Origin of the sequence: Sphingopyxis granuli (assembly GCF_001559015.1) — a bacterium.
Taxonomy (GTDB): domain Bacteria; phylum Pseudomonadota; class Alphaproteobacteria; order Sphingomonadales; family Sphingomonadaceae; genus Sphingopyxis; species Sphingopyxis granuli.
In genome coordinates this window covers 930,911-956,016 of record NZ_CP012199.1, presented here as the reverse complement: position 1 = coordinate 956,016, position 25,106 = coordinate 930,911, and the positions used below count along the sequence as shown (strand labels likewise).

Annotated in this window: 30 protein-coding genes; 14 read left to right on the top strand and 16 right to left on the bottom strand. The window is 69.5% G+C overall.

Features of this window, described 5'->3' with window-relative positions; translation table 11 throughout:
• The first annotated feature begins 33 nt into the window (after nucleotides 1-33).
• From SGRAN_RS22530 to SGRAN_RS04475, 8 genes are all read left to right on the top strand, one after another.
• A complete protein-coding gene (locus SGRAN_RS22530; RefSeq protein ID WP_169799691.1) occupies nucleotides 34-204 on the top strand; it encodes a hypothetical protein in 171 nt (56 codons plus the stop codon).
• Nucleotides 197-1,576 carry a putative O-glycosylation ligase, exosortase A system-associated gene (locus tag SGRAN_RS04505; protein ID WP_067111052.1) on the top strand — a complete coding sequence of 460 codons (1,380 nt, stop codon included), beginning with the start codon at nucleotides 197-199 and terminating at the stop codon, nucleotides 1,574-1,576. The genes SGRAN_RS22530 and SGRAN_RS04505 overlap by 8 nt, the downstream gene beginning before the upstream one ends.
• 58 nt (nucleotides 1,577-1,634) lie before the next feature.
• Nucleotides 1,635-2,645, top strand: coding sequence for a DNA topoisomerase IB (locus tag SGRAN_RS04500; RefSeq protein ID WP_067180997.1), 1,011 nt, complete (start codon nucleotides 1,635-1,637; stop codon nucleotides 2,643-2,645).
• A gap of 65 nt (nucleotides 2,646-2,710) precedes the next feature.
• Nucleotides 2,711-3,841 (top strand): mechanosensitive ion channel family protein, encoded by a 1,131-nt coding sequence (locus SGRAN_RS04495; RefSeq protein ID WP_067186890.1) that lies wholly within the window; start codon nucleotides 2,711-2,713, stop codon nucleotides 3,839-3,841.
• A 93-nt stretch (nucleotides 3,842-3,934) separates the two neighbouring features.
• Nucleotides 3,935-4,393, top strand: a complete 459-nt coding sequence (locus SGRAN_RS04490) for a MaoC family dehydratase (protein ID WP_067111056.1) — start codon at nucleotides 3,935-3,937, stop codon at nucleotides 4,391-4,393.
• A gap of 63 nt (nucleotides 4,394-4,456) precedes the next feature.
• Entirely contained in the window at nucleotides 4,457-5,638 is a 1,182-nt protein-coding gene (locus SGRAN_RS04485; RefSeq protein WP_067180995.1) for an acetyl-CoA C-acyltransferase, read from the top strand.
• Nucleotides 5,638-6,234, top strand: a complete 597-nt coding sequence (locus tag SGRAN_RS04480) for a carboxymuconolactone decarboxylase family protein (protein WP_067180992.1) — start codon at nucleotides 5,638-5,640, stop codon at nucleotides 6,232-6,234. The genes SGRAN_RS04485 and SGRAN_RS04480 overlap by 1 nt, the downstream gene beginning before the upstream one ends.
• A gap of 19 nt (nucleotides 6,235-6,253) precedes the next feature.
• Entirely contained in the window at nucleotides 6,254-6,544 is a 291-nt protein-coding gene (locus SGRAN_RS04475) for a putative quinol monooxygenase (protein ID WP_067180989.1), read from the top strand.
• A gap of 88 nt (nucleotides 6,545-6,632) precedes the next feature.
• On the opposite strand, the gene soxR is transcribed toward SGRAN_RS04475, so the two are convergent.
• Nucleotides 6,633-7,103 (bottom strand): redox-sensitive transcriptional activator SoxR, encoded by a 471-nt coding sequence (soxR, locus tag SGRAN_RS04470; protein ID WP_067111065.1) that lies wholly within the window; start codon nucleotides 7,101-7,103, stop codon nucleotides 6,633-6,635.
• A gap of 200 nt (nucleotides 7,104-7,303) precedes the next feature.
• On the opposite strand from soxR, the gene SGRAN_RS04465 reads away from it, so the two are divergent.
• Nucleotides 7,304-7,705, top strand: coding sequence for a VOC family protein (locus tag SGRAN_RS04465; RefSeq protein WP_067180986.1), 402 nt, complete (start codon nucleotides 7,304-7,306; stop codon nucleotides 7,703-7,705).
• A gap of 74 nt (nucleotides 7,706-7,779) precedes the next feature.
• Nucleotides 7,780-8,241, top strand: coding sequence for a pyridoxamine 5'-phosphate oxidase family protein (locus SGRAN_RS04460; RefSeq protein WP_067111070.1), 462 nt, complete (start codon nucleotides 7,780-7,782; stop codon nucleotides 8,239-8,241).
• Nucleotides 8,242-8,274: 33 nt separating this feature from the next.
• On the opposite strand, the gene SGRAN_RS04455 is transcribed toward SGRAN_RS04460, so the two are convergent.
• A complete protein-coding gene (locus tag SGRAN_RS04455) occupies nucleotides 8,275-9,267 on the bottom strand; it encodes a dipeptide epimerase (protein ID WP_067180983.1) in 993 nt (330 codons plus the stop codon).
• Nucleotides 9,268-9,291: 24 nt separating this feature from the next.
• Between SGRAN_RS04455 and SGRAN_RS04450 the strand changes: the two genes are divergently transcribed.
• Entirely contained in the window at nucleotides 9,292-9,687 is a 396-nt protein-coding gene (locus SGRAN_RS04450) for a YkvA family protein (protein WP_237233750.1), read from the top strand.
• Nucleotides 9,688-10,008: 321 nt separating this feature from the next.
• On the opposite strand, the gene SGRAN_RS04445 is transcribed toward SGRAN_RS04450, so the two are convergent.
• The gene (locus SGRAN_RS04445) at nucleotides 10,009-11,229 is read right to left on the bottom strand and encodes a polyhydroxyalkanoate depolymerase (protein ID WP_067180980.1); all 1,221 of its coding nucleotides are present in this window, start codon (nucleotides 11,227-11,229) and stop codon (nucleotides 10,009-10,011) included.
• A 239-nt stretch (nucleotides 11,230-11,468) separates the two neighbouring features.
• Here SGRAN_RS04445 and SGRAN_RS04440 point away from each other — a divergent pair, with 239 nt between their 5' ends.
• Both SGRAN_RS04440 and SGRAN_RS04435 read left to right on the top strand, forming a co-directional pair.
• Nucleotides 11,469-13,280, top strand: coding sequence for an ABC transporter transmembrane domain-containing protein (locus tag SGRAN_RS04440; protein WP_067180977.1), 1,812 nt, complete (start codon nucleotides 11,469-11,471; stop codon nucleotides 13,278-13,280).
• 37 nt (nucleotides 13,281-13,317) lie between these two features.
• Complete coding sequence (locus SGRAN_RS04435) at nucleotides 13,318-13,854, top strand: DUF1993 domain-containing protein (RefSeq protein ID WP_067180975.1); 537 nt, start codon at nucleotides 13,318-13,320, stop codon at nucleotides 13,852-13,854.
• A gap of 515 nt (nucleotides 13,855-14,369) precedes the next feature.
• On the opposite strand, the gene SGRAN_RS04430 is transcribed toward SGRAN_RS04435, so the two are convergent.
• From SGRAN_RS04430 to SGRAN_RS04385, 10 genes are all read right to left on the bottom strand, one after another.
• Nucleotides 14,370-15,488 (bottom strand): OmpA family protein, encoded by a 1,119-nt coding sequence (locus SGRAN_RS04430; RefSeq protein WP_067180972.1) that lies wholly within the window; start codon nucleotides 15,486-15,488, stop codon nucleotides 14,370-14,372.
• A gap of 137 nt (nucleotides 15,489-15,625) precedes the next feature.
• Nucleotides 15,626-16,072 (bottom strand): DUF2793 domain-containing protein, encoded by a 447-nt coding sequence (locus tag SGRAN_RS04425; RefSeq protein ID WP_067180969.1) that lies wholly within the window; start codon nucleotides 16,070-16,072, stop codon nucleotides 15,626-15,628.
• 14 nt (nucleotides 16,073-16,086) lie between these two features.
• Nucleotides 16,087-18,264, bottom strand: coding sequence for a phage tail protein (locus tag SGRAN_RS04420; protein WP_067180965.1), 2,178 nt, complete (start codon nucleotides 18,262-18,264; stop codon nucleotides 16,087-16,089).
• A gap of 12 nt (nucleotides 18,265-18,276) precedes the next feature.
• Nucleotides 18,277-18,678 carry an NlpC/P60 family protein gene (locus SGRAN_RS04415; protein WP_237233749.1) on the bottom strand — a complete coding sequence of 134 codons (402 nt, stop codon included), beginning with the start codon at nucleotides 18,676-18,678 and terminating at the stop codon, nucleotides 18,277-18,279.
• Nucleotides 18,671-19,522: a DUF2163 domain-containing protein gene (locus SGRAN_RS04410; protein ID WP_237233748.1), complete on the bottom strand. Its 852-nt coding sequence runs from the start codon at nucleotides 19,520-19,522 to the stop codon at nucleotides 18,671-18,673. Before SGRAN_RS04410 ends, SGRAN_RS04415 begins: the two co-directional genes overlap by 8 nt.
• Nucleotides 19,523-19,527: 5 nt before the next feature.
• A complete protein-coding gene (locus tag SGRAN_RS04405; protein ID WP_067180961.1) occupies nucleotides 19,528-21,849 on the bottom strand; it encodes a DUF2460 domain-containing protein in 2,322 nt (773 codons plus the stop codon).
• On the bottom strand, nucleotides 21,849-22,424 hold the full coding sequence (locus SGRAN_RS04400; RefSeq protein ID WP_067180958.1) for a tail tape measure protein: 576 nt from the start codon (nucleotides 22,422-22,424) through the stop codon (nucleotides 21,849-21,851). The genes SGRAN_RS04405 and SGRAN_RS04400 overlap by 1 nt, the downstream gene beginning before the upstream one ends.
• Nucleotides 22,417-22,671: a phage tail assembly chaperone gene (locus SGRAN_RS04395; protein WP_067180955.1), complete on the bottom strand. Its 255-nt coding sequence runs from the start codon at nucleotides 22,669-22,671 to the stop codon at nucleotides 22,417-22,419. The genes SGRAN_RS04400 and SGRAN_RS04395 overlap by 8 nt, the downstream gene beginning before the upstream one ends.
• Nucleotides 22,672-22,674: 3 nt before the next feature.
• Nucleotides 22,675-22,989: a gene transfer agent family protein gene (locus tag SGRAN_RS04390; RefSeq protein WP_067180952.1), complete on the bottom strand. Its 315-nt coding sequence runs from the start codon at nucleotides 22,987-22,989 to the stop codon at nucleotides 22,675-22,677.
• Complete coding sequence (locus SGRAN_RS04385) at nucleotides 22,986-23,393, bottom strand: phage tail tube protein (protein ID WP_067112902.1); 408 nt, start codon at nucleotides 23,391-23,393, stop codon at nucleotides 22,986-22,988. Before SGRAN_RS04385 ends, SGRAN_RS04390 begins: the two co-directional genes overlap by 4 nt.
• Before the next feature lie 46 nt (nucleotides 23,394-23,439).
• Here SGRAN_RS04385 and SGRAN_RS04380 point away from each other — a divergent pair, with 46 nt between their 5' ends.
• Nucleotides 23,440-23,778 (top strand): hypothetical protein, encoded by a 339-nt coding sequence (locus tag SGRAN_RS04380; protein WP_067112904.1) that lies wholly within the window; start codon nucleotides 23,440-23,442, stop codon nucleotides 23,776-23,778.
• Between the two features lie 86 nt (nucleotides 23,779-23,864).
• Here SGRAN_RS04380 and gp17 read toward each other — a convergent pair whose 3' ends face one another.
• From gp17 to SGRAN_RS04365, 3 genes are read right to left on the bottom strand one after another with little or no spacing between them, the layout of a single operon-like run.
• A complete protein-coding gene (gp17, locus tag SGRAN_RS04375) occupies nucleotides 23,865-24,275 on the bottom strand; it encodes a tail completion protein gp17 (protein ID WP_172709611.1) in 411 nt (136 codons plus the stop codon).
• Nucleotides 24,275-24,820: a head-tail connector protein gene (locus SGRAN_RS04370; protein WP_067180946.1), complete on the bottom strand. Its 546-nt coding sequence runs from the start codon at nucleotides 24,818-24,820 to the stop codon at nucleotides 24,275-24,277. The genes gp17 and SGRAN_RS04370 overlap by 1 nt, the downstream gene beginning before the upstream one ends.
• Complete coding sequence (locus SGRAN_RS04365) at nucleotides 24,817-25,098, bottom strand: phage fiber-tail adaptor protein (protein ID WP_067180943.1); 282 nt, start codon at nucleotides 25,096-25,098, stop codon at nucleotides 24,817-24,819. The genes SGRAN_RS04370 and SGRAN_RS04365 overlap by 4 nt, the downstream gene beginning before the upstream one ends.
• Nucleotides 25,099-25,106: the final 8 nt, after the last annotated feature.

The following is a 25,106-nucleotide window of genomic DNA, read 5'->3' as shown; positions in this document are numbered from 1 at the left end:
CATCCGCAGGCGCACAGCAAGGCCCAGCCGTCCATGATCGACAATCTCTCGATTGGCCTCACCCATGCGCTGATGGCGATCGCACTGTGGCGCCTGCTCTATCGCGACGACCTCGACAACGAGGTGAGCCCGCGGATGCTGTGGCAGCGCCGCCGCGACGCGGAGGCGGCGGCCGAGGCCGCGCAGGAGCCGCGCGATGCGTGACATCGCCTTCGTCGCCTTTCTGTTCGCCTTCATCGGGGTCGGTTTCCGCAAGCCGTTCCTGTTCATCCTCTGCTTCTGCTACATCGACATCGTGGCGCCGCAGCGGCTCAGCTATTTCCTGATCAATTCGATCCCGATCTCGCTGATCGTCTTCATCCTCGCGATCGGCGGCTGGCTCGTCCTCGACGACAAGCGCGACACGCGCTGGTCGGGCCGGCAGGTGCTGCTGGTCCTGCTGCTGATCTATTGCGGCGTGACGACGATGTACGCCGATTTCCCGGTCGAGGCGCAAGACAAATGGAGCTGGGTGTGGAAGGCGCTGGTCTGGGCGATCTTCCTGCCGCTGACGCTGCGCACGCGGCTTCGCATCGAATCGCTGATCCTGATCATGCTGCTGTCGGCCGGGTCGATCGCGATCGCCGGCGGCCTCAAGACCGCGGCGGGCGGCGGCGGCTATGGCGAGCTGCAATTGCTGCTCAACGAGAATTTCGGGCTCTACGAGGGCTCGATCATGTCGACGGTGGGGATCGCGATCATCCCGCTGATCCTCTGGTATCGCCGCCACGGCACCGTCTTTCCGCCCGACTGGCGCGTGTCGCTCTTCTGCTTCGCGCTCTGCTTCGCCTGCATGCTGCTGCCCGTGGGAACGCAGGCGCGCACCGGGCTCGTGTGCCTGGTCGTCCTCGCGGTGCTGTCGCTGCGCGCGGTGCGGCACCGGCTTCTCTATGTCGCCGGCATCGGGATGCTGACGCTCGCCGCGATCCCCTTCCTGCCGCAAAGCTATACCGAGCGGATGGAGACGATCCAGGGCTACAAAGCCGATTCGTCCGCGTCCACGCGCGTTGCGGTGTGGAAATGGACCTGGGACTATGCGAAGGACCATCCGTTCGGCGGCGGTTTCAACGCCTTCCTCCAGAATCAGCTCCGCGTCGAGCGCCAGGCCGGCGCCAATGACGAAGGCGCGCAGGGCGGGCCGATCGTCTATGAGGACAAGGGGCGCGCCTATCATTCGAGCTATTTCGAGATGCTGGGCGAACAGGGCTATCCGGGGCTGGCGCTGTGGCTGCTGCTCCAGGCCGCCGGGCTCGTCCAGATGGAGCGATTGCGCCGCCGCTATCTGAAGACCCGGCGCGCCGAGGAGCAATGGATCGCCCCGCTCGCGACCGCGCTCCAGCACGGGCACATCGTCTACATGGTCGGATCGCTGTTCGTCGGCATCGCCTTCCAGCCCTTCATCTACATGATGCTGGCGCTGGAGATCGGGCTTTCGACCTATTGCCGCCGCCGCGAGCGCGAGGCGGGGTGGCGGCCGCTGATGGCGCGCCCGGCGCAGGTGCCGGCCCGCCAGTCCTTTTCGAACGCGCGATCGTAGGGCGCACGCCTCGCGCCGGGACCGGGAACCATCGGGCGCCGCCGGACGCTATGCCATCATGCCCCGCGCCCGCCTGATCCATGTCGACGACAGCCTGCCCGGCATCCGCCGCGAACGCGCCGGCGACGGCTGGCGCTATCGCGACGCGAAAGGCCGGCTGATCCGCGACCGCGCCGAAATCGCGCGGCTCGACGCCGTCGCGCTGCCGCCCGCCTATGAGGATGCCTGGTTCTGCCCGGCGCCGAACGGCCATATCCTTGCCACCGGCTATGACGCGCGCGGGCGCAAGCAATATCGCTATCATCCCGATTTCCGGCTGGCGCGCGACGCGGGCAAATACGACCGCTGCGCTGCCTTCGGCCATGCGCTGCCGCTGCTGCGCGCGCGGCTTCAGGACGATCTTTCCCGCCGCACGCTCTGCCAGGAGCGCGTCGTCGCGGCGGTCGTCCGGCTGCTCGACCTCGCTGCGCTGCGCGTCGGGAACGAGGAATATGCCGCCGCGAACAACAGCTTCGGCGCCACCACGCTGCGCCAGCGCCACGCGCGGCTGTCGGGCGCGACGCTGCGCCTCAGCTATCGCGCCAAGGGCGGCGCGAGGCGCGAAGTGACGATCAGCGACCGGAATCTGGCGACCCTCGTCCGCCGGCTGCAGGACCTGCCCGGCCAGCATCTGTTCCAGTATCGCGACGCCGACGGCACCCACGCGGTCGCGTCGGACGACGTCAACGTCTATATCCGCGAGGCGATGGGGGAGGATTTCAGCGCCAAGCATTTCCGCACCTGGTGGGGCAGCGTCGAGGCCTTCGCCTTCCTGTACGAGGCGCCCGAACCGCCGCCGCTCAAGGCGGTGCTCGGCCACGTCGCGGCGCGGCTCGGCAACACCCCCGCGGTCGCGCGGCGCGCCTATGTCCACCCGGCGATGATCGCCGCCGCGCAGGCCCGCGCCGACTTCGCGCAGGCGGCGGGGCGGCTGCCGCGCGCGACCCGCTATCTTTCGCGTTACGAACGCGGATTTTTGACCTATCTGGAGCAGGCGCCCGATGCCGCGACGCTGCTCCGGTCCGCCTGACCCTTTGACCGATTTCGAGGACCGACGTGACCCTGCCGATTTCCGCCGCCGCACCGCCGCCCGCCATGCAGGGGCCGTTCGCCGACCTGCGCGACATGTGGAACGGCTCCATCGCCTGGGTGAACAGCCACTGGCTGCAGATCGCGATCGCGATCGGCGCGGGGCTCGTCATCTATGCCCTGCTGTCGCTGGTGCGGACCTTCGCGCTGAAGCGCGCGCAGGCGGCGCCGGGGCAGTTCACGCTGACCGACATCGTCGGGCGCGTGATCCACAAGACCAAGTCGACGGTGCTCGCGATCGTCGCGATCCGCATGGTCGCGGGCTATGCCCAGCCGCCGGCGACGATCCTGCAGATCATCCAGTTCGTCTTCACCATCGCCGTCGCGCTGCAGGTCGCGATCTGGGCGCGCGAGATCGCGATCGGGCTGATCCAGCGGCGCGCCGCCGACGGGCACAACGAAACGCTGACCAACGCGATGGGCATCATCCGCCTGCTGATCAGCGTCGCGCTGTTCGCGATCGCGGCGATCGTCATCCTCGACAACATGGGGGTGAACGTCACCGGGCTGGTCGCCGGACTCGGCATCGGCGGCATCGCGATCGGCCTGGCGGCGCAGGGCATATTTTCCGACCTCTTCGCCTCGCTGTCGATCATCTTCGACCGGCCGTTCCGCGTCGGCGAGACGATCAAGTACGACACCAGCACCGCGACGGTCGAGCGCATCGGGCTGAAGAGCACGCGGCTGCGCTCGGTCAACGGCGAGCTGCTCGTCATCTCGAACACCAACCTGCTGTCGAAGGAGATCACCAACTACGCGCATCTCCACCGCCGCCGCGTCCAGTTCTCGATCGGGGTGATCTATCAGACCAGCCCCGCGATGCTGCGCGCGCTGCCCGCGCTGCTGGAGGAGCAGGTGAAGGCGGCGGGCCACGACTTCATCCGGTCGAGCTTCACCGGCTTCGGCCCGTCGAGCCTCGATTTCGAATTGCTGTTCGACGTGCATGCGGACGATTACAACATCGTCGCGGCGGCGCGCGGCGATGTGGCGGTGCGGCTGTTCGAGGCGATGACCGCGGCGGGCTACGACTTCGCCTATCCGACGCAGACGACCTTCACCGCCGCGCCCGACGGCACGATGATTCTGCCCTTTGCCGAAGACACGGCAACGCCCAAGGCGAAGCGCACGAAAGAGTGACGCTACGGCGCCGCAGCGTCGAGCCAAGGCTCTTGTGCAATGCGGCATGAACGGCCTAGAACCGCGCCTTCAACAAGCTCGAGAGGATGAGACATGGGCGCGATTCCGCCGCAGGAGATGCAGAAGCTGGTCGGGCAGACGCTCGGCAGTTCCGAATGGGTGCTCGTCGATCAGGAGATGATCAACAAGTTCGCCGACGCGACGGGCGACCACCAGTTCATCCATATCGACGAGGAAAAGGCGAAGCTGACGCCGTTCGGCGGGACCATCGCGCACGGGTTCCTGACGCTGTCGCTGTTCCCGCTGCTGATGGCCAAGTCCGACTGCCCGCGCCCCGAAGGCGTGAAGATGGGCGTCAACTATGGCGGCAACAAGGTCCGCTTCCTCGCCCCCGTCCGCTCGGGCAAGCGCGTGCGCGGCCATTTCAAGCTGCTCGAGCTCGAAGAGAAGCGCCCCGGCCAGTGGCAGCAGACGCTCGAATTCTCGGTCGAGATCGAGGGCGAGGACAAGCCCGCGCTGATCGCCGAATGGATCAGCCAGTTCTTCGTCTGATCCCGTTCAACCGGCCGCCCTCCCCCGAAAGATCCACCGGACCCAAACAAGAGGATTATCGACATGCGTGACGCCGTCATCGTTTCCACCGCCCGTACGCCGCTGACCAAAGCGGCGCGCGGATCGTTCAACAACACGCCGTCGCCGACGCTCGGCGCCTATTCGGTCAGGGCCGCGGTCGAGCGCGCCGGGCTCGAAGGCGGGGAGATCGACGACGTCCTCTTCGGCGCCGCGATGCAGCAGGGTTCGCAGTCGCCGAACGTCGCGCGCCTGATCGCGCTGCGCGCCGGCCTGCCCGTCACCGTTCCCGGCATGTCGATCGACCGTCAATGCTCGTCGGGGCTGATGACGATCGCGACCGCCGCGAAGCAGATCATCGTCGACCGCCAGGACATCGTCGTCGCCGGCGGCGTCGAATCGATCTCGAAGGTCAGCGGCAGCGGCAAGGTGTTCATCGAGCCCGACGCCGAACTGATCGCGATGCACAAGGACACCTATATGCCGATGATCGGCACGGCAGAGGTGGTCGCGAAGCGCTACAACATCAGCCGCGAAGCGCAGGACGAATATTCGCTCCAGTCGCAGCAGCGCACCGCCGCCGCGCAGGCCGCGGGCAAGTTCGCCGACGAGATCGTGCCGTGCAAGGCGACGATGGCCGTGGTCGACAAGGAGACCAAGGAAGTCTCCTACAAGGAGGTCGTCGCCGACAAGGACGAGTGCAACCGTCCCGACACGACGCTGGAAGGGCTGGCCAGCCTGAAGCCGGTGATGGGCGAAGGCCACACGATCACCGCGGGCAACGCCAGCCAGCTTTCGGACGGGTCGTCGGCCGCGGTGCTGATGGAGGCGAAGGTCGCCGAAAAGCGAGGCCTGACCCCGCTCGGCCGCTACGTCGGCATGGCGGTCGCGGGCACCGAGCCCGACGAGATGGGCATCGGCCCCGTCTTCGCCATCCCCAAGCTGCTCGAACGCTTCGAGCTGAAGATGGACGACATCGGCCTGTGGGAACTGAACGAGGCGTTCGCCGTGCAGGTCCTGTATTGCCGCGACAAGCTGGGGATTCCGGGCGACCGCCTCAACGTCAACGGCGGCTCGATCTCGATCGGCCACCCGTTCGGCATGACCGGCGCGCGCTGCGTCGGCCACGCGCTGATCGAGGGCAAGCGCCGCGGCGTCAAATATGCCGTTGTCACCATGTGCATCGGCGGCGGCCAGGGCGCGGCGGGACTGTTCGAGATCCTCTGATGCGCCTCGACGCGCCCCGGATCGAGCCGGTCGACCTCGACCGGCTCGATGCCGACCAGCGCGCCGCGCTCGAACCCTTCCTTGCCCCCGATACCGGAGTGGTTGGCGGCAAGGTCGGGGGCGGCCGGGTGCTCAACATCTTCCGCACCCTCGCCCATGCGCCGAAGGCGCTGACCGCCTTCCTCGGCTGGGGCAGCTATATCCTGTCGAAGCGCAACGCGCTGTCGGCGCGTGATCGCGAAATCGTGATCCTGCGCGCCGGCTACAACTGCCGCTCGGGCTACGAATGGACGCAGCACAAGCGCATCGGCCTCGACAGCGGCCTGTCCGAAAGCGAGATCGAGCGCATCAAGGCCGGCCCCGACGCGGACGGCTGGACCGCTATCGAGCGCGCGATGTTGCGCGCGACCGACGAGCTCACCGGCCGCCATTTCGTCACCGACGCGACCTGGGCGGCGCTCGCGCCGCTCGGCGACAAGGGCCGCATGGATCTGGTGTTCACCGTCGGCCAATATACGCAGGTGTCGATGATCCTGAACAGCTTCGGCATTCAGGTCGAAGAGGGGTGGGAGGTCGATCCCGACCTTCGCGCCTGATCAAGAAAGGGAGAAGAACATGAGTGCCATCGGCGTGATCGCGACGCTGCGCGTGCAGCCCGGCAAGGAAGCCGATTTCGAGGCGGCCTTCGCCGAACTTGCCGCCGCGGTGAACGCGGACGAACCCGGCAACAGCTTCTACCGCCTGTTCCGCACCGACGAGACCGGGACCTACAAGGTGCTCGAATGCTATGACGATGCCGCGGCAGTCGAGGCCCATCGCGCTTCGACGCACTTCCGCGAGATCGGCGCCCGTTTCGGCCCCTGGCTCGCCGGCGCACCCAATGTCGAACGGTTGAGCGCGGCCTGACCGCGGCCGCTCTTCTCCCCTCCCGCAGGCGGGAAGGGAAATCGGCGCCATCCTTCAAAGTCCGCCCCCCAGGGCGGACGCGTTGGCGTCACGGCACCTCCGCAATCTCGCCCGCCCGGTCGCCGAGCACGTAGCGCGGCCCCGCGCCGCGCTGCGCCGCCTTGTCCTCGCGGTTGTAGAGCCCGCATTTCTTGAGGCTCAGGCAGCCGCAGCCGATGCACTGGTCGAGCAGTTCGCGCGTGCGGCTCAGCGCCGCGATGCGGGCGTCGATCCGCGCGCGCAGCCCGGTGCTGATTCGCGTCCAGTCGGCGGCATTGGGGGTGCGCCCCGCCGGCAGGCGCGCGAGTTCGTCCGCGACCTCGTCAAGGCTCAGCCCCATCTGCTGGGCGATCAGGATGAAGGAGACGCGGCGGATGTCGGCGCGCAGGAACCGCCGCTGCCCGCCGCCGGTGCGCAGCGCGGCGAGCAGCCCCTTCGCCTCGTAGAAGCGAATCGCCGACACGGCGACGCCGGTGCGCGCCGCCAGCTCGCCGATCGCGATCAGGTCGGTCCGGTGCATCTGCTTTCTCCCGTCATTGCGAGCGGCAAAGCCGCGCTGCAATCTCCAGCCACCGGCCTTGCGCCGCGTCGGCGCCGGAGGTCGGCTGGCCTCCCGCCGCCTTCGGCCCGCTCCGCTCGCGGGGGCGAATAAAAGCCTTGATCTAAACCTCACTTGAACTTTCATATTGGTGCGCGTCAACCCGAATCAGGAGAAAATCCGTGACGCGCCCCTTCATCGAGCATGTGAACGTCACCGTCAGCGATCCCGAGCGCAGCGCAGCGCTGATGGCGGCGATCTTCGGCTGGCGCGAGCGCTGGCGCGGCCCGGCGCGCGACGGCGGCACGACGATCCACGTCGGATCGGACAGCGCCTATGTCGCGCTCTACACCGGCCCGGGCGGCGAGCATGCCGCGCTACGCTATCCGAAAGGCGAACCGCTCAACCATGTCGGAATCCAGGTCGACGACCTCGACGCGATCGAGGCGGAGGTGATCGCGGCGGGCCTGGTGCCCTTCGCGCATGCCGATTACGACCCCGGCCGCCGCTTCTATTTCCTCGATCCCGACGGCATCGAATATGAGGTGGTGAGCTATACCGCGGTGCAGCCCGCGACGGGATGAGCAACATTGCCGCCGCTGCCGCGTTGATCGGTCATCGGGGTGTTCTGGGGGAGGCCGAAAAGGAGTCTCTACCGATGAGCGATATCAAGCAGGATTTCTGGAAGGCGCTCGACGCCAGCCCCTATGTGATGGTCGGCATGACCGGCGAGCACGCGCATCATATCCCGATGAATGCGCAACTCGACAAGGATGCCGACGGCGCCTTCTGGTTCTTCACCGCGACCGACAACCGCCTTGCGGGCGGCGGCGCGGCGATGGTGCAATTCGCGTCGAAGGGCCACGACCTCTTCGCCTGCCTCGCCGGCACGCTGCGTCCGGAAACGGATCGCGCGGTGCTCGACAAGCTCTGGAACAACGGCGTCGCCGCCTGGTACTCCGGCGGGAAGGACGACCCGAAGCTCGTCCTGCTGCGCTTCGACATCGGCGATGCCGAAATCTGGACCGCCGAACCGGGCCTCAAGGGCATGTTCAAGCTCGCGACCGGCATGACGATGAAGGAAGGCGAACTCGGGCAGCACGCAACGGTATCGCTGTAGAACGCCGTCGCTGATCCGGACAGGCGGGGCCGATTACCCCACCGGCGGCCCGATCCGCCCGTCGCGAAACGCGAACCCGCCTTCGCGGTCGCGCGCGAGCAGCGCCGGGCCGTCGAGATCGACCCAGCGCGCCCGTTGCGCGAGGAAGAAGGCGGGGGCGATCGCCAGGCTGGTGCCCAGCATGCAGCCGACCATGATCGACAGCCCCGCCGCATCGGCGGCGTCGGCGATGCGCAGTGCCTCGGTCAGCCCGCCCGCCTTGTCGAGCTTGATGTTCACCCCGTCATAGAAGGGACCGATGCGCGCAACGTCGGCGGCGGTGTGGCAGCTTTCGTCGGCGACGAAGGGGATCGGCGCATAGATGGGATCGAGCAATGCGTCGGCACCCGCGGGCACCGGCTGCTCGATCATCTCGACCCCCATGTCGGCGAGCGCCTCGGCGTCGCTCAATATGTCGACCTGTCCCCAGCTTTCGTTGGCGTCGGCGATCAGCCGGGCATGCGGCGCGCCCTTGCGCACCCCGGCGACGCGCAGTCGATCGTCCTCGCCGGTCAGCTTGATCTTGAGCAGCCGGTAACCGTCGGCCTCGGCTGTCGCCGCCCGCTCGGCCATCGCGCCGGGGGTGCCGAGCGAGATGGTGAAGGCGGTAACGCGCGCGGTCGGCGCCCCGTCGCAACCGGCAAGCTGCCAGAGCCGAAGCCCGCGCTGCCTTGCCTCGAGATCCCACAGCGCGCAGTCGAGCGCGTTGCGCGCCGCGCCCGGCGGCATCAGTTCCTGCACCGCCGCCCGCGCATCGGCCGCGCCCATCGCGGCGATATGCGGCGCCGCGCGCAAAATCCGGTCGCGGCATCCCACCGCATCTTCGCCCAGATAATCGACGGGGGTTCCCTCACCGCGCCCGACGCAGCCGTCCGCCGCAACCTCGGCGACCACGACATCGACATGAATCTTCGCGCCGCGGCTGATCACGAACGGCTCGGCGACCGGCCAGCGTTCGACGCGCGCGCTTTTCAGTTGGATGGCCATCGAAGAACAGTAATGCTGTGCGCCATGACCGGCAAATCCCTATCCGAACGCATCGGCGACCTCGGCCACCGACTCGCCGTCGAGGCGCACGCCGCCTGGCTCGCGGCGCGCGACCCGCGCACGCTGTGGCTCGCGCGCCTCCTCGCGGTCGCGGTCGCCGCCTATGCGCTGTCGCCGATCGACCTGATCCCCGATTTCATCCCTGTGCTCGGCTGGATCGACGATCTGCTGATCGTCCCGCTCGGCCTGTGGGCGGTGCGCCGGCTGATTCCCGATCCGTTATGGACCGAACTCCACGCCGCCGCCGAAGCCGCAAGCGACCGCCCGTCGAGCCGCGCCGGCATGATCGCCATCCTGCTGATCTGGGCGGGGTTGCTCTATCTCGTCTATTGGAGCGTGCGGACGTCGCCCTGGCATTGAAGCGCCGCTGGGAACGGGCGGCGCCGAAGGTCGTTGGCAATTATCCCTTTTCGACAGGGTGTCGTTCCCCGGCGAAAGCCGGGGTCCAGATGGCATAGCGCTGCCCCGCGTGGATCCCGGCTTTCGCCGGGGAGCAAACTCTTACGTGTCTGCAGGACATATACGCCAAGGTCGTTCGGGTTGATTCCAGACATTCTATCTTCGCCATCCCGTGAAAGCGGGATCCAGAACGCGCGTCGGCTGACCGGCCCCTGGGTTCCCGCATTCGCGGGACCGATGAAGTGAAAAACGGGAATGACGGCTTTCGGCCGAAAGCCGCTCTCACCCCCCGTTGGCGCGTATCCACTGCTCGACCACCGGCGCAATTTCTTCACGCCACTTGCGGCCGTTGAAGATGCCGTAATGGCCGACGCCCTTCGCCATCAGATATTTCTTGCGCTCGGCGGGCAGCGATTTCGCGAGCGTCAGCGCCGCCTTGGTCTGGCCGATCCCCGAAATATCGTCGCGCTCGCCCTCGATCGCCAGCATCGCGATATCCTCGATCGCGGTCAGGTCGACCTTGCGTCCGCGATGCTCCATCTCGCCCTTGGGCAGCAGGTGGCGCTGGAACACGGCGTCGACGGTCTGGAGGTAGAATTCGGCCGTCATATCGCAGACCGAGCGATATTCGTCGTAGAATTCCTTGGTCTTGTCCGCGCTCTCGCCATCGCCGTCGACCAGATGCTTGAACATCTCCCAATGGCTCATCATGTGGTTGCCGAGGTTCATCGACATGAAGCCCGCGAGCTGGAGGAAGCCCGGATAGACGCGGCGCCCGGCGCCCGGATAATAGGCCGGCACCGTCGCGATGACATTTTCCTGGAACCAGGCATGGGGGCGCGTCGTCGCATGCTGGTTGACCGCAGTCGGCGCCTTGCGCGTGTCGATCGGTCCGCCCATCATCGTCAGCGTCTTCGGCCGGCACTTGTGTCCGTCGGCCGCCATGACGGCCGCGGCGGCGAGGCACGGCACCGACGGCTGGCATACCGCGAGCATATGCGCGCCCGGCCCGATATGGCCGAGCCAGTCGATCAGATAGTCGACATAATCGTCGAGGTCAAAGCGCCCCGCCGTCAGCGGCACGTTGCGCGCGTCGCGCCAGTCGGTGATCCACACGTCATGATCGGGCAGCATCCGCTCGACCGTGCCGCGCAGCAATGTCGCATAATGGCCCGACATCGGCGCGACGATCAGCAGCTTCGGCGCCCCCTTCGCGCCCTTGTGCTTGAAATGCTTGAGTTGCCCGAACGGCTTGCGCGCCTCGATCGCCTCGGACACCCGCACCGCTTCGCCGTCCACGACCGTCTCGTACAGATCGAAGGCGGGCTTGCCGCGCGGCGCCGCCGCATGCGCGAACACCTCGAGCGCGGAGGCGAACATCGGACTGCCGCCGAAATAGCCGAGCGGGTTGGCGGGATGCTGGATCGCCTGCGCCCCCGCGGTGGCCAATGCGCTCGCCCCGGCGAGCCAGCTCTTCTGTAAGTCAAAGGCTTGATACAGCATCGTGCAGTCGTTCCTCGCGTCCGTTCCGGCGCGTGTTGCGCCCCCTGTTTTCGCGCCAGTCTTACGCCTTCGGTTCCATTGTGCAATGCATCAAAGCCACCAACGACGGCGCAAGCGAGAGATTATCGGGAAAAAGTGCCGGTTGCGGGCGATCCTGTCGTGCCGCTTCAAGCCTTGTGAAGCGCAGCGCCATTCTCAGACATTGAGCGTCCCCATCGCGGCTGCTAGGGCCGTCGGCGATGGCGACCGCATCCGATCAATCCGCCCCGCCCGCCCCCGCCGACCCGTCCGAGCCGCGGCGACGCAAGCTCGGCAGCCTGCGCATGGTCTGGCGCTATGCCAGCCGCTACCCGCTCGCGCTGCTGGTGGCTGCGGTGGCGCTCGGCGTCGCGGCGCTCGCGACGCTCGCCATCCCCTGGCAGTTCAAGGAGATGATCGACAGCGGCTTCGTCGCCGGCGGCGGCGATGTCGCGCCGCATTTCCGCCTCTTCTACCTGATCGTGCTGCTCCTCGCCGCGGCGACGGCGCTGCGCTTTTACTTCGTGAGCTGGCTCGGCGAACGTACCGTCGCCGACATCCGCGAGGCGGTGCAGCAAAACCTGCTGCGGCTCGCGCCCGGCTTCTTCGAGGAAAACAGGCCGTCCGAAATCGCCTCGCGCATGACGTCGGACACCGCGATCATCGAACAGATCGTCGGCACGACGGTGTCGGTGGCGCTGCGCAATCTGGTGATGGGCATCGGCGGTATCGCCTATCTCTTCACCCTGTCGCCCGCGCTCACCAGCGGCATCCTCGTCGGCATTCCGGTGATCATCATGCCGATCGTGCTGCTCGGCCGCCGCCTCCAGAAAGTGTCGCGCACCAGCCAGGACCGCGTCGCCGACATCGGGGCGACCACCGCCGAACAGCTGGGCGCGATGAAGATCGTCCAGGCATTCGGCCAGGAACCGCGCGAGGCGGACCGCTTCACCGCCGCGGTCGAGGCCAATTTCGCGACCGCCAAGCGCCGCATCCGGCTGCGCGCGTTCATTACCGCAACGGTGATCGGCCTGCTGTTCGGCGCGATCACCACCCTGCTCTGGTATGGGGCAGAGGGCGTGGCGGCGGGGACGATCACCGGCGGCACCATCGCCGCCTTCGTCCTGACCGGCGGCCTCGTCGCGGGCGCCTTCGGTGCGCTGACCGAGGTCTATGGCGACCTGCTGCGCGCGGCGGGAGCTGCCGAGCGGCTCGGCGAGCTGCTCGAGGCGGAACCGGATATCGCGCCGCCCGCGCATCCCCGCCCGCTTCCCGAACCGCCGGTCGGCACGCTCGCCTTCGAGCATGTGATCTTCCGCTATCCGACGCGGCCCGACATGCCCGCGCTCCACGATTTCTCGCTGACCGTCCGCCCGAACGAGACGGTCGCCATCGTCGGGCCTTCGGGCGCGGGCAAGTCGACGCTGTTCCAGCTCGCCGAGCGCTTCTACGACCCGCAGCACGGCCGGGTGCTGCTCGACGGCGTCCCGCTTCCCGAAGCCGATCCCGCCGCGATCCGCGCACGCATCGCGATGGTGCCGCAGGAAACGGTGATCTTCGCCGCGTCGGCGCGCGACAATCTGCGCTACGGAAACTGGGCGGCCACAGACGAGCAACTGTGGGAGGCCGCGCGTGCCGCCAACGCCGAGGATTTCCTGCGCCGACTGCCGCAGGGGCTCGATACCTTCATGGGAGAGGGAGGCGCGCGCCTGTCGGGCGGCCAGCGCCAGCGCGTTGCGATCGCGCGTGCGCTGCTTCGCCGCGCGCCGCTGCTGCTGCTCGACGAAGCCACCTCGGCACTCGACGCCGAGTCCGAACGGCTCGTGCAGGACGCACTCGAGGCGCTGATGCACGACCGGACGACGATCGTCATCGCGCACCGCCTCGCGACGGTGCGCGCTGCCGACCGGATCGTCGTGATGGACGAGGGGCGCATCGTCGAGGAAGGGCGCCATGACGATCTCGTCGCCGCCGACGGGCTCTATGCTCGCCTCGCGCGCCTGCAATTTCAGGACAATATGGCCGCGGTCTGATCCCGCGATCCCCTCCAGCGCCCGAAGGATGCCCGTCATGCTGTACGATCTCACCGTCCCCGCCTACGCCAACGGACTGCGCGCCCTCTCGGCCCAGCTCGACAAGGCGCTCGCCTGGGGCGCCGCGAACAATGTCGGCGAGCTGCAGTTCATCGCGGCGCGGCTGGCGCCCGACATGTTCCCACTCGCGGCGCAGGTCCGCTTCGCCTGCCTCCAGGCGGTCCAGCCGCTCGCACGCCTCGGCGCTGCCGGTGCTCCCGCGCTTGCGGAAGACGCCGCCGATTTTGGCGGGCTTCAGGACCAGATCGCGGCGACCCTCGCCTGGCTCGACACCGTCGATGCCGCGACGGTCGACACCGATCCCGCGCGGCCGATCAGCTTCGACCTGCCCAACGGCATGGCCTTCGACATGGACGCGAAAAGCTACATTCGCGACTGGGCGCAGCCGCAATATTATTTCCATCTCGTCGCCGCCTATGCGGTGATGCGGCACATGGGCGTCCCGCTCGGCAAGGCCGATTATGTCGGCTACATGATGCAATATCTGCGCCCCGGCACCGCCCCGACCGCCTGACCGTCCGGCAGCACTGGCGCACGCAACGCCTGAGGCCATGAAGTCCGCGCAGAGGCGCGGAGATCGCAGAGACTTCTGCTTCACGCGATGGTGTGGAGTCATGGGATCGCCAAAACCCTTCGATCTCGACGACTTCACCCTCCCGGGAAGAAGGGTCGCCCCTCCGCGGTGAATGCCTATTCTGCCTGCCGGGTAAACTCGGAACGGCGTCCGATAAATTCGAGCCATCCTCTCTTCCGCTCGCGCTGAACTTGTCGAAGCTCCGCTTTTCGTTGAGCCGCGCAGAGGCGATTAATCCTCACAAATGCCTCGCGGATCCTCGGGGCAGATTTCGACACGCTCATAGCAAGCAACAGCGATTCGAGCGCGCCGCTCTCAGGTTTCCGTTCCGCGCCCCTGCGCAAAAGCTCCCGGTCCGAACATGAAATGCCGCCACCAGCCCAAAAAGAAAGGGCGGCACCTTTCGATGCCGCCCTTCGCTTTTCGTCCGAACCCTTTCGGGCTGGAAATCGAACTTACATGCCCGAACCCGGACCGTAGGTGATTTCCACGCGACGGTTCTGGTCGTTGCGGACCCCGTCGGCGGTCGCAACCGCCGGGCGGGTTTCGCCGAACGCCTGCGTCGTGATCGAGCCGTCCGAGACGCCACGCGCGGTCAGATAGGCCTTGACCGCGTCGGCACGGCGCTGAGACAGGCCGACGTTGTACTTGGCCGAACCCGAACGGTCGGCGTGACCGGCGAGCATGACCTGCTGACCGCTGCAGCCCTGGTTGTAGGCGCTGATCGCGTTGTCCAGCGTCGAAGCCGCTTCGGGCGTGATCGCCGACTGATCCCAGTCGAAGTACACGATATAAGGTCCCGGTGCGCACACGACCGGCGGAGGCGGCGGAGGCGGCGGCGGGGGAGGCGGCGGCGGGGGAGGCGGCGGCGGCGGGGGAGGCGGCGGCGGGGGCGCCTCGGCTCCACCGAAGTTGTAGGTCAGCGTCCCGAGCAGCGAGTGCGAACGGAAACGGCCCGACACGTCGCGGCCGAGCTGATCGACCAGGTCGAGACCGTCGGCGTTGAAGAAGCGATACTTCAGGCCGACATCCCAGTTATTGCTGATCGGCGCGCGGACGCCCGCGATCGCCTGCCAGGCGAAACCGGTGTCCGAATCGTCGAGCCAGGCACCCGCGAAGACGGGTTGGACCGAAACGCGGGCGACACCCGCGCCACCGCCGATGAAGCCCTGGATGCCGTCGTCGTCACCGAAGTCGAACATGCCGTTGACCATGAAGCTCAGCGCATTGCTGTCGCCGTTCATGGGATAGTTGCCGGTCACAAGGGCGCCACCATTGGGACCATTGGGAACGCCCGGCGCATTGACGGATGCGTTGCGGATATCGGCTTCGCGATAGCCCACTTCCACTTCCGCGCGGAAGCCGCCGAAGTCGTAGCCGACGACGCCTTCAAAATCATATCCCTTGCGGTGATCCAGACTGACAGCATTGGCTGCAGTGCCGATATCAAGGTCGATGTCCTCGACGATCATGACACCACCACCGACACCAACGTACCAGGAGTTGTCGCGCGCCACGGCGGGCGACGCGAGGGCAGTGGAGGCCAACGCCACGGCGACGGCTAGCTTCCTCATAACAGATTCCCCTTTCAATTGAGATATACGTCTCGACAGACGTCCTACTCGCGGCTTTGGTTCCACGCAAGATAACAAATCGCTAATCTGTTGCCAAAAAGTCGCAGTTGAGCCCCGAATGCAACGAAAAAACCCCTCTAAATCAGCATGCCATGCGCTTTGAGCGCGGTCATCAGAGCCTCGATCGCCATCCGCGCCTCGGAATCGACCATGCTCCCGCCTGCCGGCGCGGCGATCATGCCGGGTTCGACCCACGCGCCGTCCGCGAATCGCAGCCACGCCCCATCCCGCGACCGCACGACCCGCATCCCGGGTCGAGGCTCGGCGAAGCGCCAGCCGCCGGCCGTCCACACCGCCAACGCCGCCTCACGCCCCGCCCACGCGCCGCTCGCCGGGGCACCGACGATCCAGCATTGTCCCGCCTCCGGCGCCGTCGGTGGCGCGGCGAGCGGCCCATCCTCGACGCTCGCCTGCAGCAACGCGTCGATCAGCACCAGCGCCTCGTTATGCGTGATCTCCTTCTGCGCCTGCGCCTGTACGAGCAGGGGCAGCGCGAACCGCGCGGTGACGGGCAGGTCGGTCATGCCGAATATCCTTTCTATTTAAGAGTTAGAAGAAGCGGTGCCGACGACAGGACATCGCCGATCTGACGGATCGCGATCAGGCTGCCGGGTGCCAGCGCGGCCACATCCGCCGCCGCCAGGCGCAGCGTCGGAACCTCCAGGTCCCACGGCCCGATCCCGGCGACCGTCGGCTCGACCGAAACGCGGTACAGCTCGCGAGTCTCGCCGAGCGGCAGGTCGACATGGTCGCGCCAGCCGCCATCGGCCCGGCTCCGCCGCGTCCAGCCGATAGCCAGGCCGCCTTCCCCATCGTGCCGGACCCGGCCATGCACCGGCGCAAGCGGGCGCAGCGCGCGCAGGTCCGCGGGGACGGGCAGGTCGGAAAGGCTCGTGTCGTTCCACGCCGCCCATTGCAGGCGCGCGCCGCCGCCCGCCACCCACTCGCCATGGTCGGCCGGGATCGGCAGCAGCGCGGGATCGTCGAGCAGCAGGAAGGGCGTTCCCGCCGCATGCGCCGCCGCGCTTTCGGTGCCCGCGCGGCCGCGCAGCATCCGCGTCAGCCGCCATCGCCCGGGCGCGAGCGGTTCGGCGCCGCCGAACTGCACCAGTTCGTCGCCGATCATCGCGCGATTCGCCCCGCCGAGCAGCAGCGCGTCGCTTACCGCTTCCAGTTCCATTGCCGGATCGATCAGCGTGACGATCGCCGCGCCCGCATCGTCGAACAGCAGCGCGCCGCCCGGCGCCAGCGGCTCCGCCAGCACGCCCAGCGCGGCCGCCGGGCGCAGCGTGCCCAGCGGCATCGGCGCGGCATCGGGCATCGGCACGAACCATGTATCGGCGCCGCGCCAGCCGGCGTTGCTCCCCGCGCCCGCGATCACGACCTGCGGCGCGGCCGCCGCCGCAGGGCCCAGGCTCGGCAGGTCGAAGGCGCAGACCAGCGCCGTCGCCTCCGGCCAGTCGGGCGCGCGCACCGGCGCGCCGGAATCGGCGGGCAGCATGTCGAGGTCGAGCGGCTGGTGCCGCCGCAGTTCGACTTCGACCTGCGTATCGCGAACCGTCCGCGCGGCGATCCGCCATCGGCCGCCGTCGCCCGCGATCGCCACCGCCCCCACCGGCAGCGCGAGCGCCGCCAAGTCCATCCGCCAGACACAGCTTTCGCGCCCGTCCGCCGTCGCGGCAGCCAGCCGCTGCGCCAGCGCCCGTGCCGCCGCGGCGGACAGGACGGCGGGCAGATCGATCCGCTGCTCCGCCGCGCCGCCGCCCGCCACCGGACCGGTCTGCTGGCCGAGCTGATAGTCGCGCTCGCGATCGTAATGGCGCAGGCGGATGCTTCCCGGCACATCGGCCAGCGGCGCGCGGCGGCGCTCGATCCGGTCGCGCGCGGCCTCTTCGCGGCGCGCCTCGCGGAAATCGGCCAGCGGCACCGGCGCACGCGGGCTGTCCGCGGGCGCCAGCCGCCAGCCGCCGGGGTCGCTGGCCAGCCGCACCGCATCGGCATCGAACAAAGGCGCCAGCGCCTCGCGCAGGCGGTCGCCCGAGGCCGCATAGCCCACGAAGCGCGTCCCGCCGAGGCATCGCCCCGCTTCGCCGAACAGCGTATCGCCGACCAGCCCGGCGTCGATGGCCCCGGCATCGGCCTCGACCTCGAAGGTCAGCGACGGGATGCGATTGCCGAAGGCGCCGAGTTCCAGTTCCTCGAACACGGCATAGGCGATGCCGCGAAAGCCGCTGACCGACGCCGGACCGAGCGCCGAGGCGATCAGCGGATCGGCGGGTTGGTCCTCGCCGCCGTCATGCCAGCGAAAGGTGCAGCGCTGCTGAAAGCCGCCGCTCGCCCCGCGCAGCAGATTACCATCGGCCCAGATGCGCCTGATGGCGCGGATCGGTCGCGACGACAGCGCCACCGCCAGCGACACCGCATAGCTGTATTCGGTGACCGACGCGCGCCCCTTGCCGCCGCCGCGCTTGCTGCGCCGCTCGATCAGGTCGGTCGCCCAGATCACGCTGCCCGCGACGCGCATCGTCCCGAACAGCTGCGGTATCTGCTGGCCATAGGTCGATGCCTGCACCTTCAGGTCGGCGAGGCGAGGCCCCTCGCGTCCCTTGGGGCGAAAGATCGCCGCGTCGGCCTGCTGCCCGATCGCCGCGCCGATCGCGGCGCCGACCGGGCCGCCCACGATCCCGCCGACCACCGTCAGCACCAGCGTTGCCATGTCCGTCCCTCCTCAATCCAGCCGCCACCGCACCGCCGTCCGCGCCGCATCGTCCAGCGGCGCTTCGACCACACGCCGCAGCCCGGCATGCGCGTGAACCATCGTTTCGCCGCCCAGCAGCCCCAGATGAAATTGTCCCGCGGGCAGCGCGATCAATGCGACATCGCCCATCGCGACGCGGCCTTCATCCCGTGCGAACCCCGCCGTTTGCAGCGCCGCGACGATCCGCGCCTCGCTCCATCCGCGCAGCGGATAGGCATGCGGTCGCGACAGCCGCCGCCCCGTCGCGGCATAGGCCGCCCATACCAGCCCGACGCAGTCGAGCCCGGTCGCGGGGTCGCACCCCTGCGGCCGGAACCGCGCGCCGATCATCCCCCGCGCTGCCGCAAAGGCGCGCGCGCCGACCTCATCCACCGGGGTATCGCGTCAGCAGGTCGTTGCCCGGCAGATGCGCCTCGCCGCGAAAGTTGACTGCATTGGCAAAGCGGTCGCGGCAGGTCGAAAGCTGCTTGTCGCACCCTTCGGTCAGCCGCACCCGCACCGGCAGGTCCAGCGGCACGCCCGGCGTCTCCGCCAGCATCAGCACCGCGCCGTCGGCGGCGATCACCGGGCTCGCGAGCCCGCAGGCCGTTCCCTCCATCCAGACGAGTTCGCCAAAGGCCATCGCCCCACCCCCCACCGCCGCGTCGAGCGTCACCGACCGCCCGGCGACCGCGACGACGCGGCGCCGGTGCGTCCGCAACGCCAGATCGACCCGGCACGCCCGGTCGCCGAGCGACGCGCGGCACGAAGGAGAGGTCGCGGGGCACGCCGGCCGGTCGAGCAGCCGCGTCACCCCCTGCAACTCGGCCGAAAAGGCGGCGCCGCGCCGCTCGATCGCGCCCAGCGTCCCGCGCGCCACCGTCACCGGCGCCGCCTCGGGATTCTCCCAGTCGGTCACGAACAGCCGCAGCGCCGCACCGTCCCAGCGCCCGGTGTCGAGGTCGTCCGCCGCGATCGCGTCGCTTGCCACCGCGCCTTGCAGGTCGAGCGTCGCGGCATCGAGGCTGTCGCGCGTCTCGATCGCAGAGGGCTTCATTCCGGGCGCGGCCCGATAGAGCAGCCCGCCGACGAACAGGTCGCGGTCGTGCGAGGTCAGCCCGATCGTCACCCCGTCGCGTCGCGACAGGCGCCAGCACCAGGCGAGCGTCGCGACTTCGGCGCGCAGCCACGCGGGCGCCGCTGTCATCGCGCCGAAATCATCATCCGCGCTCACCATCGCACTCACCATGGCGCACGCACCTCGACCAGCGGCACGCTCGCCACTTCGCCGGCGAGGAAGGTCGCGCGGCTGACCTCCAGCCGATCCTCGGCAAAGCGCACCGGCACGTCGAACAGAAAGCCCGCGCGCACCGCCGCGCCGTCCGCCGGCGCGACGTCGAACGCGACCTCGCCATCGCCCGTCAAGGTAAAGGCTGCCGTCTCGACCCCGCCTACCGACGCGCGGACGCTGCCCGCGACCGGCAGCCGGATCGCGCGCGCCTGCGCCGCCTCGCCGCCGCCATAGCGCTTGACGAGCGCGAACTGCCGCCGCGCCCCATCGCCGATGCCCAGCCATTGGTCGGCAAGGCCCGGCGGCCCGCCGTCCGCCGCCGAGCTGTGGTCGAACGGATCGCGGAAACGAAAGCCGCGCGCCGCACCGCGCCGGGCGCGGAAGAAATCGGCGAGGCGGCGCACATCCGCCTCCGACCGGATTCCCGGCCCCGCGTCGTAGCGCATCCGCGCATCGGCCCATTCGCTCGCGCGCTGCTCGTGCCCGGACGGCGAAGCGACGATCTGGGTCGAGAATTCGGTCGCGACCATCGCCTCGCGCCCGATCGCGAGCGGAAAGTCCACTGCATCGAAAGCCTGCATCTCTTCCTCCCCGTCAAAGGCCACGAAACCGTCGCGCGCGACCTGCGGCAGCGCCCAGACGAAGGCGCACGCTACCCCGGCGCGGCGCGCCCGCGCCGCCGCCTCGGCGATCGCGCGCCATTGCCCGCGATCCTCGCCGCGCAGCACGAATCCCGCGAAATAATGCTGATCCGCGACAGGATAGCCGAGCCGCGCGACCATCGCCGCGCGCGCCGCATCGGTCTCGACCCCGCGCCCGCCCGTGACCCAGTCATAATCCTCGAGCTGCAGCACGTCGAACGCCGGCGCCGTCCAGCCCATGGGCACATTGGCGCGCCGCAATTCGGGCGCTGCCGGGTCGAGCACCGTCGGCAGATAGACGAGCAGATGGCTCGTGAAGGGCGCCGCCCCCGCCTCGTCGCGCGCCGCCGCGACCAGCGCGGCGGTCGATCCCGCCAATATCGCGCCCAGCGCGTCGAGCATCGCGCGCTGCCCGCTGTCCAGCGCACCGCGCACATCGGGAATCGCGACGCGCGACGCGCCCAGCATCGCCGTCGTCGCGGCGTCATAGGCGCACAGCCGCCCGTCCGCCGCGACCCACCACCACGGCTCGCCGACCTGGAACTTCACGGGCAGGCTCGCGTCGCGCCCGATCGCCGCGAACGCCCGCGCGACCAGTTGCAGCCATCCCATCGCCTCGGCATGCGCAGGCGACAGCAGGGTCGACGGCGGCTCCCACCCGGTCAGCGCCGGTGCGCCGTCGGCGTCGCGCTGCTTCCAGCTTTCGGGGCAATAGGCGTCGAACAATTCGTAGGAAAGCGACCAGACCAGCCCCAGCCCCGCCCCCGCGCAGGCGCTCGCCAGCGCCCGGTGCCACGCCGCGGCGGGCGCATTGAGCACCCCGCCAGCCGCCTGCACGCGATAGCCGCCGCCCTCGGCCGCCAGCCGCATATAATGGCTCATCCCGACATAATGGACGACGTCGCCGCGATAGCCGAGCTGCTCCAACTGCCGCACCACCCGCGCCGGGGTCAGGTGATAGCAGTCGTCATAGCCGTTCGCGATTCCCAGCCGCTGCTCGGGCAGCACCGCGTCGCCGATCGCCAGCACCGATCCCGATCCCGAACAGGCGATGTCGCTGACCTCGACCCAGCCCTGCGCCGGCGCCGCGAGCGCGCCCGCGCCGCCGTCATAGCCCGGCGCGACCAGCGAGACGAACAATCGGTCGACGTCGCCCGCCCACACCGGGTCGCTTTCCCCCGGCAACAGAAAACCGCCGGCCAGCGCGTCGAAATCGAGCGTCACCACCGCATCCTCGGCGCTGCCCTCGGCATAGTTCCACAGCCGCACATACCACGCGCGCGGGTTGCCCGCCGCGTCGCGCCCCTCGATCGTCAGCGTCGGCCCGTGCAGCGCATCGAGCGGCTTGACCCCGCCCGATCGCCAGCGGAAGCGCAGCCGCACATGCCGGAAATCGCGCCGCGTCTCATAGGCGAGCAGCGGGTGGTCCCAGCGGTCCTCCGCCTCCCAGATCAGCCCGGCCAGGTCCGCCTTGTCATAAAAGACCGTCTCGACGCGCAGCGCCGTCGGCGCGGTCGTCACCACGCTCGCCATCATCGGCCGCGCGAAATCGACGGTCCAGAAGCGCGGGTCGAAGCGCTTGATCCAGCCCTTGCGGTGATGCGGCTCGGCCGCGACGAGCGCCCAGCCCATCAGCCTTCGCCTTCCGCCACCGCCCGCCGCACCGCGCGCGCCAGCTGCCGCCCGGTCTGCGCGAGCCGCCCCGGCTCGCTCCCCGCCGCGCCGCGCACGTTCACCGTGATCGCGATATTGCGCACCGCCGCGCCCGCCGCCGGCTCGATGCGCCCGCTAGCGCCCGGCACGAACAGTTCGGGTCCATGCTCGCCGACGCGATAGGCGCGCCCCGCGCTCACCGGCCCGCCGGTCGCGCGGCCCGGCGCGCCGAGCAGCCCCAGCGCCAGGCTCTGCCCGACCGCGAGCAGCCCGCCGCCGCCGCGCGCGCCGCCCAGCACCGCGCCGACCCCGCCCGACACCGCCGCGCGCGCGATGTCGGCCATCACCGACAGCGCCAGCCGCTTCAGATCCTCGAACCCCAGCTTGCCCGACACCACCGCCCGGCCCAGCGCGCGCTCGATCCCGCGCGCGCCCGCATCGGCGGCGTCGGCCAGCGGCGCGCCCAGCTCGGCGCGCAGCGCCGCCATGTCGCGGCGAAAGGCGCCGGTGTCGGCGCGCACCGCGACGACAATCTCGTCGATTTCGTCATCCATCGGGATATTGCTCCATCATCGCCGCCAGCACCGCGCGATCGACGCCGCCCGCGCCGTCCGCGCCGTCCGCGCCATTTTCGGGCGCCCAGCCCGCCAGCACCGCCGCCACATCGGCGGGCGTCGCGTCCCAGAACTCCCCCGGCCGCCACCCGCACAGCCGCGCCATCACCCCCGACAATCGCGCCGCGCCATCGCCGAAACGCCCCTCGCGCTCGCGGGCGGCGGAGTGGGCATCCTCCTCCGCCACCGATCACCGCCCCTGCAAGATCTGCCCGAGCAGCATCCGCAGCGCGGGCGTCACCGCCGCCAGCCCCTGCGCGACCACCGCTTCGCCGACCGCCTCGCGCGTCAGCTCCGCCGGCCGGTCGCGCACGCAATGCCAGAACAGCCCGGCCAGCTCGCCCAGCGCCAGCCGCCCGTCGGCGGCGCGCTCGACCAGCGCGAACAGCGGCCCCAGCTCGGCCTCCGCCGCGACCAGCGCGCCGAAGCTCGGGCGCAGCACATGCGCGGTGCCGCCGATCCGCAGCACCGCCTCGCCGCGCAGCGGGTTCGCGGTCGCGCTCACAGGCTCACCACCGCGCCGCTCGACTCGAGCGCCAGCACATATTGGCGCTCGCCATTGTAATCGCCGGCATAATCGAGCCGCGTCACCAGGAAGCGCCCGCGCAGCCGCTCGCCGCTTTCGAAGCTCAGCTCATAATCGTCGATCGTGCCCGCCAGCGCATGGCCGCGCAGCCGCACCTCGGCCGCCGACCCGGTGAACAGGCCCGCTGCGCTCACCGAAACCGACCGCACTCCCGCGCCCGACAGCAGCTCGCGCCAGCCGCCCGAATCCTTGGTCGTGACGTTCACCGCCTCGCCGTTCACCGACAATTGCGTCGTGCGCAGCCCGGCGACGGTGCCGAAGGCGGGCGGCGTCGCGCCATCGCCGACCTTCAGCAGAAAAGCGCTCCCATTTTCGATCCCCATGGTTTAATTCTCCTTCGCAAATCATCTGCAAACGGGGAGTCGCAGGATGTTGATCACAAGCTTGCTCCTGGCCTTGGCGGCACCATCGCCCACCGCCGCGGTCGACACGTCGCGCGCCGCCTTCACCAAATGCCTGCGCGACCACCTCAAGAAGTCGCTCGAGGGCAAGATGGGCGACGCCGAATATGAAATGGCGATCAAGGGTGCCTGCACCGCAGAGCGCACCGCCTTTCGTCAGGCGGTGATCGCGCTCGACCGCGCGAGCGGCGATTCGGAGGCCGACGCCACCGAGAATGCCGACATGCAGATCGACGATTATCACGTGAACTTCATCGAGAAGTTCAAGGATTATTCCTCGACCAACACCCTCCCCGGCGATTCCTGATCGCCCCTGTCCCGATCGTCCCTGAGCGAAGCGTTCCCGTGTCCCCGCGAAGGCGGGGACCCAGCGCGGCATGACGCCGAACCGGGTCACGCCTCCTCCCGCACCCCCGCCAGGCACCGGCACCGCACGACCAGATCGTGCCGCCAGCCACCCTCGCGCCGGAACGCCAGCCGGCTGCGCAGCGCCCTGACCGCGACGATCGTCCAGCCGCCCGCCGGGCCGCGCAGCGCGCGCGCCGCCGCCTCCATCCGCGCCGCCGCCCCGCCCGCGTCGGCCGGCAACCCGGCACCGGTCAGGCTCAGCGTCAGCCGCACCTCGCACCCGGGCCGGTCCTTCGTCCCCCAGTCGCGACCCTCGGCAGCACCGACCGAGACATAGGGCGCGCTCGCGCGCGGCGGCACGCCGTCGAACACGCCATGCACCAGCCCGGCCAGCACGTCGTCCGCGCCCAGCACCGTCAGCGCCTTCGCGCGCACCGCCTGTTCCGCGCCCGTCATCATGCGCCTCCCAGCGTGCGCCGCCGCCACGGCTGCCACAGCGCCGCGATCATCGCCGGCGGCGTCTCGTCCGCGCCATCGCGCGCGGCGTGGAGGTGCTGGATCATGCGCAACAGGCCCTGCCGGATCGCCTCAGGCACCGCATTGGGTCCCGCGGCCATGCCGGCACGGAACGCAATGCGCGCATATTCGGCGTCGCCGGCCGCGTGGATCGCCACCCGCGCCGACCCGTCGCGCGCGATCGTCACGCGGTAGCGGTCCGCGCCCAGCACGGTTTCCGCGCCATCGGGCCGCAGCAGCGTCACCGCATCGACCGCGACGACCGGCCGCGCGGCAAGCCGCAGGGTGCCGCCGCGCAGGACAAGGCTTTCCTCGCCCGCGCGCACGATCAGCCACTGGCCGACAAAGGCTTCGCAGATGCTCGCCGCGGCGCGGACCAGCCCGGCGACGACCGCATCGTCGATCGTCGCCCCCATCCGCAGCCAGCCGCGCGCCTCGTCCAGGCTCACCGGGACCTCGCCCGGCAACAGGCTCTCCACCATCATCGCTCCTCCACCCGCACCGCCATCGACCGCTCTTCGATCTGGCCGTCGGTCATCGTCACCCGGTTGGTGACGCGATAGACGCGCCCTGCGATCCCGCCCTCCAGCGTCACCGTCGCGCGCGCCAGACCGTGCGCCATCGCCGCCACGGCGACCCCGTCGGGCTCGTCGGGCCAGACCGCCCAGTCGCTCGCCGCCACCGCCTGCCCGGCCGGACAGGCCGCCGCCCAGTCGAATTCGAAGTCGATCCGCGTTCCCGGATCCTTCACCATCATCGCCATCGTCGGTC

Coding starts and splice junctions, on each gene's coding strand:
- SGRAN_RS22530 (WP_169799691.1), top strand. CDS start 34: ATGATCGACAATCTCTCGATTGGCCTCACCCATGCGCTGATGGCGATC.
- SGRAN_RS04505 (WP_067111052.1), top strand. CDS start 197: ATGCGTGACATCGCCTTCGTCGCCTTTCTGTTCGCCTTCATCGGGGTC.
- SGRAN_RS04500 (WP_067180997.1), top strand. CDS start 1,635: ATGCCCCGCGCCCGCCTGATCCATGTCGACGACAGCCTGCCCGGCATC.
- SGRAN_RS04495 (WP_067186890.1), top strand. CDS start 2,711: ATGCAGGGGCCGTTCGCCGACCTGCGCGACATGTGGAACGGCTCCATC.
- SGRAN_RS04490 (WP_067111056.1), top strand. CDS start 3,935: ATGGGCGCGATTCCGCCGCAGGAGATGCAGAAGCTGGTCGGGCAGACG.
- SGRAN_RS04485 (WP_067180995.1), top strand. CDS start 4,457: ATGCGTGACGCCGTCATCGTTTCCACCGCCCGTACGCCGCTGACCAAA.
- SGRAN_RS04480 (WP_067180992.1), top strand. CDS start 5,638: ATGCGCCTCGACGCGCCCCGGATCGAGCCGGTCGACCTCGACCGGCTC.
- SGRAN_RS04475 (WP_067180989.1), top strand. CDS start 6,254: ATGAGTGCCATCGGCGTGATCGCGACGCTGCGCGTGCAGCCCGGCAAG.
- soxR (WP_067111065.1), bottom strand. CDS start 7,103: ATGCACCGGACCGACCTGATCGCGATCGGCGAGCTGGCGGCGCGCACC.
- SGRAN_RS04460 (WP_067111070.1), top strand. CDS start 7,780: ATGAGCGATATCAAGCAGGATTTCTGGAAGGCGCTCGACGCCAGCCCC.
- SGRAN_RS04455 (WP_067180983.1), bottom strand. CDS start 9,267: ATGGCCATCCAACTGAAAAGCGCGCGCGTCGAACGCTGGCCGGTCGCC.
- SGRAN_RS04450 (WP_237233750.1), top strand. CDS start 9,292: ATGACCGGCAAATCCCTATCCGAACGCATCGGCGACCTCGGCCACCGA.
- SGRAN_RS04445 (WP_067180980.1), bottom strand. CDS start 11,229: ATGCTGTATCAAGCCTTTGACTTACAGAAGAGCTGGCTCGCCGGGGCG.
- SGRAN_RS04440 (WP_067180977.1), top strand. CDS start 11,469: ATGGCGACCGCATCCGATCAATCCGCCCCGCCCGCCCCCGCCGACCCG.
- SGRAN_RS04435 (WP_067180975.1), top strand. CDS start 13,318: ATGCTGTACGATCTCACCGTCCCCGCCTACGCCAACGGACTGCGCGCC.
- SGRAN_RS04430 (WP_067180972.1), bottom strand. CDS start 15,488: ATGAGGAAGCTAGCCGTCGCCGTGGCGTTGGCCTCCACTGCCCTCGCG.
- SGRAN_RS04425 (WP_067180969.1), bottom strand. CDS start 16,072: ATGACCGACCTGCCCGTCACCGCGCGGTTCGCGCTGCCCCTGCTCGTA.
- SGRAN_RS04420 (WP_067180965.1), bottom strand. CDS start 18,264: ATGGCAACGCTGGTGCTGACGGTGGTCGGCGGGATCGTGGGCGGCCCG.
- SGRAN_RS04410 (WP_237233748.1), bottom strand. CDS start 19,522: ATGGTGAGCGCGGATGATGATTTCGGCGCGATGACAGCGGCGCCCGCG.
- SGRAN_RS04405 (WP_067180961.1), bottom strand. CDS start 21,849: ATGGGCTGGGCGCTCGTCGCGGCCGAGCCGCATCACCGCAAGGGCTGG.
- SGRAN_RS04400 (WP_067180958.1), bottom strand. CDS start 22,424: ATGGATGACGAAATCGACGAGATTGTCGTCGCGGTGCGCGCCGACACC.
- SGRAN_RS04385 (WP_067112902.1), bottom strand. CDS start 23,393: ATGGGGATCGAAAATGGGAGCGCTTTTCTGCTGAAGGTCGGCGATGGC.
- SGRAN_RS04380 (WP_067112904.1), top strand. CDS start 23,440: ATGTTGATCACAAGCTTGCTCCTGGCCTTGGCGGCACCATCGCCCACC.
- gp17 (WP_172709611.1), bottom strand. CDS start 24,275: ATGACGGGCGCGGAACAGGCGGTGCGCGCGAAGGCGCTGACGGTGCTG.
- SGRAN_RS04370 (WP_067180946.1), bottom strand. CDS start 24,820: ATGATGGTGGAGAGCCTGTTGCCGGGCGAGGTCCCGGTGAGCCTGGAC.
- SGRAN_RS04365 (WP_067180943.1), bottom strand. CDS start 25,098: ATGGCGATGATGGTGAAGGATCCGGGAACGCGGATCGACTTCGAATTC.